The 9,464-nt window shown below is 62.2% G+C and carries 8 protein-coding genes; 7 read left to right on the plus strand and 1 reads right to left on the minus strand.

The window, feature by feature from the left end; all coding sequences use genetic code 11:
• The first annotated feature begins 14 nt into the window (after positions 1 to 14).
• The 5 genes from GIW79_RS26185 to GIW79_RS26205 all read left to right on the plus strand — a co-directional run bounded on the left by GIW79_RS26185 (position 15) and on the right by GIW79_RS26205 (position 5,540).
• Entirely contained in the window at positions 15 to 1,325 is a 1,311-nt protein-coding gene (locus tag GIW79_RS26185) for a citrate-proton symporter (RefSeq protein WP_236455410.1), read from the plus strand.
• On the plus strand, positions 1,322 to 2,764 hold the full coding sequence (locus GIW79_RS26190) for an amidase (protein WP_236455411.1): 1,443 nt from the start codon (positions 1,322 to 1,324) through the stop codon (positions 2,762 to 2,764). The genes GIW79_RS26185 and GIW79_RS26190 overlap by 4 nt, the downstream gene beginning before the upstream one ends.
• A 64-nt stretch (positions 2,765 to 2,828) precedes the next feature.
• Positions 2,829 to 3,587 carry a helix-turn-helix domain-containing protein gene (locus GIW79_RS26195; RefSeq protein ID WP_236455413.1) on the plus strand — a complete coding sequence of 253 codons (759 nt, stop codon included), beginning with the start codon at positions 2,829 to 2,831 and terminating at the stop codon, positions 3,585 to 3,587.
• Between the two features lie 212 nt (positions 3,588 to 3,799).
• A complete protein-coding gene (locus GIW79_RS26200) occupies positions 3,800 to 4,381 on the plus strand; it encodes a YceI family protein (protein WP_054898725.1) in 582 nt (193 codons plus the stop codon).
• Between the two features lies 1 nt (position 4,382).
• The gene (locus GIW79_RS26205) at positions 4,383 to 5,540 is read left to right on the plus strand and encodes a phospholipase D-like domain-containing protein (protein WP_034126534.1); all 1,158 of its coding nucleotides are present in this window, start codon (positions 4,383 to 4,385) and stop codon (positions 5,538 to 5,540) included.
• A gap of 145 nt (positions 5,541 to 5,685) precedes the next feature.
• Here GIW79_RS26205 and bglX read toward each other — a convergent pair whose 3' ends face one another.
• The gene (bglX, locus tag GIW79_RS26210; protein WP_054898726.1) at positions 5,686 to 7,977 is read right to left on the minus strand and encodes a beta-glucosidase BglX; all 2,292 of its coding nucleotides are present in this window, start codon (positions 7,975 to 7,977) and stop codon (positions 5,686 to 5,688) included.
• Between the two features lie 241 nt (positions 7,978 to 8,218).
• Here bglX and GIW79_RS26215 point away from each other — a divergent pair, with 241 nt between their 5' ends.
• Both GIW79_RS26215 and GIW79_RS26220 read left to right on the plus strand, forming a co-directional pair.
• A complete protein-coding gene (locus tag GIW79_RS26215; RefSeq protein WP_014717327.1) occupies positions 8,219 to 8,830 on the plus strand; it encodes a LemA family protein in 612 nt (203 codons plus the stop codon).
• Between the two features lie 18 nt (positions 8,831 to 8,848).
• Positions 8,849 to 9,464: TPM domain-containing protein (locus GIW79_RS26220; protein ID WP_236477440.1), on the plus strand; the 616-nt coding region annotated here is incomplete at its 3' end.

Genomic DNA, 9,464 nt, shown 5'->3' on the forward strand with positions numbered 1-9,464 from the left:
ATGGAGTGTTCCTCATGCAGACTTCAAAGCCTGGCGTTTCCCGCACCCGCCAAGTGGTGGCGGCCGTGATCGGCAACGCGCTGGAATGGTATGACTTTATCGTCTACGGCTTTCTCGCCAGTATCATCGCCCGGCAGTTCTTCCCCTCGGAAGACGAATACGCGTCGCTGCTGATGGCCCTGGCCACCTTTGGCGTGGGCTTTTTCATGCGTCCGGTGGGCGGCATCCTGTTGGGCATCTATGCCGACCGCAAAGGCCGCAAAGCCGCGATGCAGTTGATTATCCGGCTAATGACCGTGTCCATTGCGCTGATCGCCTTCGCGCCGAGCTACGCCGCCATTGGCATGGGTGCGCCGTTGCTGATTGTGGTGGCGCGGATGCTTCAGGGGTTTGCCACCGGCGGTGAATATGCCAGCGCCACGGCATTTCTGGTGGAGAGCGCACCTGCCCATCGCAAGGGCTTGTATGGCTCCTGGCAATTGGTAGGGCAATGCCTGGCGGTGTTCGGCGGGGCGGCGATGGTGGCGTTGGTCACGCATTTCTTTTCGCCCGAAACCCTCGACCTGTGGGGCTGGCGCCTGCCGTTTGTGCTGGGCTTGTTGATCGGCCCGGTGGGGTTGTGGATTCGTCGGCACATGGAAGACCCGGAAGAGTTCATCCAGGCGCGTAAAAATGCCACCGGCCCGGCGCCGAGCCTCATGCAAGTGCTGCGTGACCATCGGCGCAGCATCCTGGTGTCCATGGGCCTGGCCTGCGGGGCGACGGTGTCGTTCTACGTGGTGCTGGTGAACATGCCGACCTTCGCCCACAAAAACCTCGGCCTGCCGCTGGACCAGGTGCTGATGGTGCAGATGTTTGCGGTGGCGCTGATGACCGTGGTGATCCCCTTGTCCGGCCTGCTCTCGGATCGGTTGGGACGGCGACCGGTGTTGATGGCCTTCACCCTGGCGTTCTTCGTGATGGTCTACCCCTTGTATGTGTGGGTAGCCGCTGCGCCGTCCATCGAGCGCCTGCTGGTGATGCAGGTGATGTTGTGCACGGCGATTGGCGGGTTCTTCGGGCCAGCGCCGACGGCATTGGCCGAACAGTTCCCTATCGAGGTGCGCTCGACCGGTGTGTCGGTGGCCTATAACGTGGCGGTGATGGTGTTCGGTGGTTTCGCGCCGTTGATCGTGACCTGGCTGAGCAAGGTGCTGGGCACGGCAGTGGCGCCGTCGTTTTATGTATTGTTTGCGTGCGTGCTGACGCTGCTGGGCACTTACTGCATGCGCGAGGCACCCCGGGCGAGCAAGCCGCTGCCGTTTTCCAGAGAGGTGAAGCCTTGAGTATTGTTGATTGGGATGCCACTGAGCTGTCGCGGGCCATCCATGGGCGGCAGGTATCGTGCGAAGAGGTGATGCAGGCGTACCTGGCGCAGATCCAGCGCTTTAACCCTGGCGTGAATGCGCTGGTGTCGTTGCGCGAAAGCGAGGCCGTGCTGGCCGAGGCGAGAGCCTGTGATCGTGAGTTGGACCGGGGCCATTCCCGTGGCTGGATGCATGGCATGCCCCAGGCCATCAAGGACCTGGCGGCCACCCAGGGTTTGCGCACCACCCTGGGCTCACCGCTGTTCGCCGAGCATGTACCGAACGAAGACGCCATCAGCGTGGCGCGGGTGCGGGCCAGTGGCGCGATCATCATCGGCAAGACCAACGTGCCGGAGTTCGGCCTGGGCTCCCACACCTACAACACGCTGTTTGGCACCACCGGCAATGCCTATGACCCACGCCTGGCGGCGGGTGGCAGCAGTGGCGGAGCGGCGGTGGCCCTGGCGCTGCGCATGCTGCCGGTGGCCGACGGCAGCGACATGATGGGCTCGCTGCGCAACCCGGCGGCGTTCAACAACGTGTTCGGCTTGCGCCCCTCCCAGGGGCGGGTGCCTCACGGGCCGATGCCGGAACTGTTCGTGCAGCAATTGGGCACCGAAGGCCCGATGGGGCGCAGCGTAACGGATGTGGCGCGGTTGCTGAGCATTCAGTCCGGTTACGATCCCCGGGCGCCGTTGTCATCCAGGGACGATCCCGCTGTGCTGGGCCAGCCGTTGCAACGCGACTTCAACGGCGCACGCCTCGGTTGGCTGGGGGACTACAACGGTTATCTGCCGATGGATGATGGCGTGATGAGCCTGTGCGAAGCGGCGCTGGATGATTTCGCCAGGTTGGGCTGTGAAGTGCACAGCTGCCAACCGGACTTTTCCATGGCGCGCCTGTGGCGCTGCTGGTTGGTACACCGCCATTGGCTGGTGCACGGCAACCTCGGCGCGGCCTACGCCAACCCGCAAAAGCGCGCGTTGCTCAAGCCCGAAGCGCAATGGGAAGTGGAGGGCGGCCAGGGCTTGAGTGCCCAGCAGGTTTACCAGGCGTCGGTGGACCGCAGTGAGTGGTACCGCGCTTTGGGCAAGCTGTTCGAACGTTACGATTTCCTGCTGTTGCCCACCGCCCAGGTGTTCCCTTTCGATGCACAACAGCCTTGGCCGCGCCTCGTCGGCGGGCGTGAAATGGACACTTATCACCGCTGGATGGAAGTGGTGATCGGCCCGACTCTCGCCGGTTTGCCGAGCATGAGCATCCCGGCGGGCTTCAACACCCAGGGCTTGCCCATGGGCCTGCAAATCATTGGCCCGGCCCAGGCCGACAGGGCCGTACTGCAATTGGCCTATGCCCATGAACAACTGACCCAATGGGTACAACGCCGGCCACCGGCGTGCCTTGCAACGACCCGTTGAGCGCTGACTGGGCCTGTATCTTGCTGTGAAAAAAGATCATCCACCGGCAACAGGGAGATCGAACATGGAGACAGGCACCGTACGCTCGGTTGAGCGCGCTCTGGCAATCGTCGAGTTGCTGGGCGAGCACCAGGCGCTGGGGCTGGAAGAACTGCACTACCTCACGCAGCTGCCCAAGGCCACGGTGTCGCGCATGTTGCTGACCTTGCAGGAACAGGGGTGGGTCTACCGCGGCCTGAGCGATCGGCGTTACCGCCTGCGTGCCCGGCGCTTGTTTGGCGATACCCAGCAACGCTTCAAGCGCCAGGTGGTGGAGAGCGCCGCGCCCTGGTTGCTGGAGCTCAGCGAGCGCACTGGGCTGGTGGTGGACTTGTCGTGCTTCGATGGCGAGCGCCTGGAGGTCATGGAGAGTGCGATTCCCAGCGTGTTACGCAAGCTGTACCCGAACAACTGCCAGATCGTCGGCCAGTATGCCAGCCTGTTCCATTCCGCGATGGGCAAAGCCTGCTTGACGCAATTGCCGGCCGAAGAAGTAAATCGCCTGGCAGGCCGTAATCATGTGGCGGCAGACGAGCACTATCGCGCATGCGAGCAAACCCAGCACCAGGGCTTTGGCCAGCGTACCGAGGGCTATTGGGAATATCCGGTGCGTTTGCCGTTCCTGATCCGGGCGGTGGCCTTGCCGGTGCGCGCCAATGGCCGCCTGGTGGGGAGCATGGCGCTGCATTGGCCGATGCATCAGGCGCCGGTGGAGCGGGTGTTGAATTTGCACATGGGCAGCCTTGAAGAAACGATCTGCGAAGTGCAACGAACGCTGGTTTGAAAACACAGCAAAAACCCTGCGGCAGCTGGCTTTTGTGGCGAGGGAGCTTGCTCCCGCTGGGGTGCGTAGCGCCCCCAAAAAGCCGGCTCCAGCTGCGCTGTCGAACGGGAGCAAGCTCCCTCGCCACAGCAAGCCAGCTCCCACATTTGAATTTGCGCCGGTTGTGAGATTGCGCTTAAGGTTCGCCCAGGTTTTTTGCCCCATGAGTCTTTATGTTCAATGTCAAACCTCTGGTCTTCGCGCTGCTGGCCTTTGCTGCTGTGCCCGCCCACGCCGATTGGTACCTGGATAACGAATCCTCGCGCCTGTCTTTCGTCACCACCAAAAACACCGAGATTGCCGAAGTCCAGCGCTTCCTGGTGCTGCACGGCAAAGTCGACGCCAAAGGTGCGGCTCGGCTGGAAGTGGAGCTGGACTCAATCAACAGCGGCATCCCGCTGCGCGACGAGCGCATGCGTAAAGAGCTGTTCGAGATCAAGACCTTCCCCGAAGCGCAGATCAGCGCACAGATCAATCTGCAGCCCATCAATGATCTGGCGTCCGGCGCGCAGTTGGAATTGCGCCTGCCCTTGAGCGTCACGCTGCACGGCAAGACCCAGACCTACAGCGCCGAACTGCTGGCCACGCGCCTGGATGAGCGGCGTTTCCAGGTGGTAACCCTGGAGCCCGTGGTGCTGCATGCCGAAGATTTCGACCTGGCGCCCGGTGTGGCTACCTTGCGTAAGGCGGCAGGGCTCAAGTCGATCAGTTTGTCGGTGCCGGTGGGTGCGGTGCTGATCTTCACGGCGCGCTGACATGAGCGGCGCGGTGTTCCCGTGGCGCAGCGCCAATCAGTTCGAATTGCTGATCGACGGGCCGAATTTCTTCCCGCAGATGCTGGTGGGCATCGCCCGGGCTGAGCAGCAGGTTGACCTTGAGTTGTACCTGGTCGAAGCCGGTGCCTGCGCCGAGGCCATGGTGCAGGCACTGGTGCTGGCCGCCGAACGCGGCGTGCAGGTGCGTTGTCTGTTTGACGATTACGGCAGCCTGGCGTTTACCCTGGGGTTGCGCAAGCGCTTGACCGATGCCGGCGTGGCGCTGCGCTTTTACAACCGCCTGAATTGGCGGCGCTGGATGCGCAACCTGTATCGCGACCATCGAAAGCTACTGCTGATCGACCAGCGCATTGCGGTGGTCGGCGGCACCGGTGTCACCGACGAGTTCTGGACGCCGGGGCAAGACACCGCCGACTGGCATGAAGTGATGGTGCAGATCAGCGGCCCGCTGGTGCTGGACTGGCAGGCCCTGTTCGACCGGCAATGGCACGCTAACGCCGCGCGCCGTGAGTGGAAACCGGCTACCCACTTTGGTTTGCCTCGCTTGCCCAAGGTGCCCGCCACCGGGCCGGGGCTGGGCCGCGTGGCGTATGCCGATGCGCGTCAGCACCGTGACATCCTGCAATCGTTGATTCGTGCTTTGAACAGCAGCAAGGGGCGTATCTGGCTGGCGACCCCGTACTTCCTGCCAACCTGGAGCGTGCGCCGTGCCTTGCGCCGGGCAGCAGGGCGCGGTGTGGACGTACGTTTGCTGCTCACCGGCCCGCGCACCGATCACCCGTCGGTGCGTTACGCCGGGCACCGTTATTATCCGCGCCTGCTGCGTTCAGGCGTGCAGATCTTCGAATACCAGCCGTGTTTCCTGCACCTGAAGATGGTGCTGGTGGATGATTGGGTGAGCATTGGCTCGTGCAATTTCGACCACTGGAATCTGCGCTTCAACCTGGAAGCCAACCTGGAAGCGCTGGACCCGCAGTTGACGGCAGCGGTGGTGGGCAGTTTCGAAGCGGACTTTGCCCAAAGCCAGGCGGTGAGCCTGGAGGCATGGAAGGCGCGGCCATTGTGGCGGCGGGTGAAGCAGCGGGTGTGGGGCTGGATTGATCGGTTGGTGGTGAACCTGCTGGATCGGCGCGGTTAGTCGGGCCACCTCAATCAACTGTGGGAGCTGGCTTGCCTGCGATAGCATCACCTCGGTACACCTGACAAACCGAGGTGCCTGTATCGCAGGCAAGCCAGCTCCCACAAAAGCCAGCTCCCACAGCGACCGTGTTTACAGCTTCAGATCAGAGCAGTTCGAAGGTTTGCTGCTGCACATCCTGGGAATCCAAGCCGATCTGCACATTGAACTCACCCGGTTCCGCCGCGAACTTGAGCTGGGCGTTGTAGAACTTCAAGTCGTCCTCGGTGATGGTGAAGTGCAGCGTGCGCGCTTCGCCAGCCTTGAGCATGACCTTCTGGAAATTCTTTAGCTCCTTGATCGGGCGGATCATCGAACCGGCCACGTCCTGGATATACAACTGCACAACCGTTTCGCCATCGACCTTGCCAGTGTTCTTCACGGTGACGCTGGCATCGAGCTTGCCGGTCTTGTTCAGCGTGGTGGACGACAGTGCCATGTCCGACAGGCTGAACGTGGTGTAGCTCAGGCCATAGCCAAACGGAAACAGGGGGCCGGTGGTGTCATCGAAGTACTGCGAGGTGTAGTTGCCCGGCTTGCCTGGGGTGAATGGCCGGCCGATGGTCAGGTGGTTGTAGTAGGTCGGAATCTGCCCTACCGAACGAGGGAAGGTGATCGGCAGCTTGCCCGATGGGTTGTAGTCACCGAACAGCACGTCGGCGATGGCGTTGCCGCCTTCGGTACCTGCGAACCAGGTTTCCAGGATCGCGTCGGCCTGTTGGTTCTCTTCGAGAATCGACAGCGGACGGCCGTTCATCAACACCAGCACCAGCGGTTTGCCGGTGGCTTTGAGGGCCTTGATCAAGTCGCGCTGGCTTTGCGGGATGTTCAGATCGGTACGGCTCGACGATTCGTGGGACATGCCACGGGACTCGCCCACCGCGGCGACGATAACGTCGGCGTTGTTCGCCGCCTTCACCGCTTCATCAATTAGCACCTGGGCAGGGCGCGGGTCGTCCACCACTTCCGGGGCATCGAAGTTGAGGAAGTTGAGGTAGTCGAGCACCGCTTTGTCGCCGGTGATGTTGGCGCCACGGGCATAGATCACTTTGCCTTTTTCACCGATCACGGCGTTCATGCCGTCGAGCAGGGTCACCGATTGTGCAGGCCGGCCGGCAGCAGCCCAACTGCCCATCATGTCGATGGGTGCCTTGGCCAGCGGGCCGACAAGGGCAATGGTCGCGGATTTTTTCAGCGGCAGGGTATCGTTGTGGTTTTTCAGCAACACCAGGCTGCGGCGCGCAATGTCGCGGGCCTCGGCACGGTGCAGGCGGCTGTCGGCGTAGGTGTCGGCCGGGTCATCCTCGGCCTTGCCGATGCGCAGGTACGGGTCCTTGAACAGGCCCATGTCGTACTTGGCACCGAGCACTTCGCGCACGGCGTTGTCGATGTCGCTCTGCTGGATCTCGCCGGACTTGAGCAGCCCCGGCAATTCCTTGCCGTACAGCGAGTCGTTCATGCTCATGTCGATGCCGGCCTTGATCGCCAGCTTGGCGGCTTCACGCCCGTCCTTGGCCACGCCGTGCTTGATCAGCTCGACGATCGCACCGTGGTCGCTGACGGTCAGGCCCTTGAAGCCCCAGTCCTTGCGCAGCAGGTCGTTCATCAGCCAGGTGTTGGCGGTGGCAGGCACGCCGTTGATCGAGTTGAGCGCGACCATCACGCCGCCGGAGCCAGCCTTGATCGCCGCGTGGTAGGGCGGGAGGTAGTCCTGGTACATCTTGACCGGGCTCATGTCGACCACGTTGTAGTCGCGCCCGCCTTCCACCGCGCCGTAGAGGGCGAAGTGCTTGACGCTGGCCATGAGGCTGTCGGCATTCGCGGGGCTGGTGCCCTGGAACGCCTTGACCATCACTTCGGCAATGCGTGACACCAGGTAGGTGTCTTCACCGAAACCTTCGGAAGTGCGGCCCCAGCGCGGGTCGCGGGAGATATCGACCATTGGTGCAAACGTGATATCGAGGCTGTCGGCGGCGGCTTCCTGGGCGGCGATGCGCCCGGAGCGGCCAATGGCGTCCATGTCCCAGCTGGAGGCCAGGGCCAGGCTGATCGGGAAAATGGTGCGGTGGCCGTGGATCACGTCGTAGGCGAAGAACATGGGGATCTTCAAGCGGCTGCGCATGGCCGCGTCCTGCATCGGACGGTTTTCCGGGCGGGTGATGGAGTTGAACGTGCCGCCGATGCGGCCGGCGGCGATTTCCTTGCGGATCAGCTCGCGGGGCATTTCCGGGCCGATGCTGATCAGGCGCAATTGGCCGATCTTCTCATCCAGGGTCATTTGCTTGAGCAGGTCGCTGACGAAGGCGTCCTTGTCGTTAAGCGCAGCAGGCTTTGTTTCTGCCCATACGGGGTGGCTGGCCAGAGTGGCAACAAGGCCGAGCAAACACAGCTTTTTCATGAATATCCTTTTTCGGCGACTGCGCAGCATTCAGAGAGATGCTGTCGGCCAAAATGTGGGGAACGTCTATTGTTGTTCGGGTGTTGTTCAGATAAATGCAGCACACTCTGAACTCTTTTTCGCGCTGGGCATCTTTGTAGCTGATTGGCTCAAAGCATTCCAGTGGTGGCGGATTATGCCCCAAGCGCGTGGTTTATAGGGTTAGTCGTCACATTCCATCAGATCGGGCAGGAGAAACACTATGCAAGCAGCACACACTTATCGCTGGGGCTTCAAGGCTGCGGCGCTGTTACTGATCAGCAGCGTGCTGAGCGGTTGCGGCATCAACAACATCCCGACGCTGGACGAACAGGCCAAGGCCGCCTGGGGCCAGGTGCAGAACCAGTACCAGCGCCGTGCTGACCTGATCCCCAACCTGGTAGAAACGGTGAAGGCGTATGCCGCCCACGAGCAGGAAACCCTTACCGCGGTGATTGAAGCGCGGGCCAAGGCCACCTCGATCCAGGTGGATGCCAGCACCCTGGACAACCCCGAAAAACTCAAGCAGTTCCAGCAAGCCCAGGATGGCCTGAGCGGCGCACTCAGCCGTTTGATGGTGGTGTCCGAGCGTTACCCGGACCTGAAGGCCAACCAGAACTTCCTGGCCTTGCAATCGCAACTTGAAGGCACCGAGAACCGTATCGCTGTGTCTCGCCGTGACTTTATACAGGCCGTACAGGCTTACAACACTGAGATCCGCACCTTCCCGGGCCGCCTGTGGCACAGCGTGATGTACAGCGACTTGCCGATCCGCGCCACGTTTGAAGCCACCAGCGCCGATGCCGATAAAGCGCCGCAAGTGAAGTTCAAATAAGGCTGCACTGAGGTGTCGATGCGTTTATTACGGATAGGCCTGGCGCTGTGGCTGTTGGCCTGCGTGGGCGTGGCCCAGGCGGCGCTCACCTTCCCGGCGCTGACCGGGCGGGTGGTGGACAGCGCGCAGATGATCGACCCGGCGGTGCGCGAGCAACTGACCCAGCAACTGCAGGCGCTGGAGCAGACCTCGGGCGACCAGTTGGTGGTGGTCACCGTGCCCGACCTGCAAGGCGTGCCTATTGAGGACTACGGTTATCAATTGGGCCGCCAGTGGGGCATTGGCCAAAAGGGCAAGGACAACGGCGCGCTGTTGATCGTCTCCCGTGATGACCGCCAATTGCGCATCGAAGTCGGGTATGGCCTGGAAGGCGTGCTGACGGATGCGCAATCCTGGGTGATCATCAACCAGGTGATCCTGCCCAAGTTCAAGGCCGGCAATTTCAGCCAGGGCATCAGCGACGGTGTGGCCGCGATGATCCAGGTGGTGGGCGGTGAGCCCTTGGCGGTGCCGGCCCATGTGGCGGATGCGAACTTCGCCATGGATAATCCCGGTTTTTCCATCGGCCTGTTTATTCTGCTGATCGGCGTGCTGTGGCTGTGCAATCGCATGGGCTTGCCAGTGGGCGCTATCC

This window comes from Pseudomonas sp. PA-7-1E, from assembly GCF_021605325.1.
Taxonomy (GTDB): domain Bacteria; phylum Pseudomonadota; class Gammaproteobacteria; order Pseudomonadales; family Pseudomonadaceae; genus Aquipseudomonas; species Aquipseudomonas fluorescens_BV.

Excerpts from the sequence above, each read along its gene's own strand:
- GIW79_RS26185 (WP_236455410.1), top strand. The coding sequence starts at position 15 with ATGCAGACTTCAAAGCCTGGCGTTTCCCGCACCCGCCAAGTGGTGGCG.
- GIW79_RS26195 (WP_236455413.1), top strand. The coding sequence starts at position 2,829 with ATGGAGACAGGCACCGTACGCTCGGTTGAGCGCGCTCTGGCAATCGTC.
- GIW79_RS26200 (WP_054898725.1), top strand. The coding sequence starts at position 3,800 with ATGTTCAATGTCAAACCTCTGGTCTTCGCGCTGCTGGCCTTTGCTGCT.
- GIW79_RS26205 (WP_034126534.1), top strand. The coding sequence starts at position 4,383 with ATGAGCGGCGCGGTGTTCCCGTGGCGCAGCGCCAATCAGTTCGAATTG.
- bglX (WP_054898726.1), bottom strand. The coding sequence starts at position 7,977 with ATGAAAAAGCTGTGTTTGCTCGGCCTTGTTGCCACTCTGGCCAGCCAC.
- GIW79_RS26215 (WP_014717327.1), top strand. The coding sequence starts at position 8,219 with ATGCAAGCAGCACACACTTATCGCTGGGGCTTCAAGGCTGCGGCGCTG.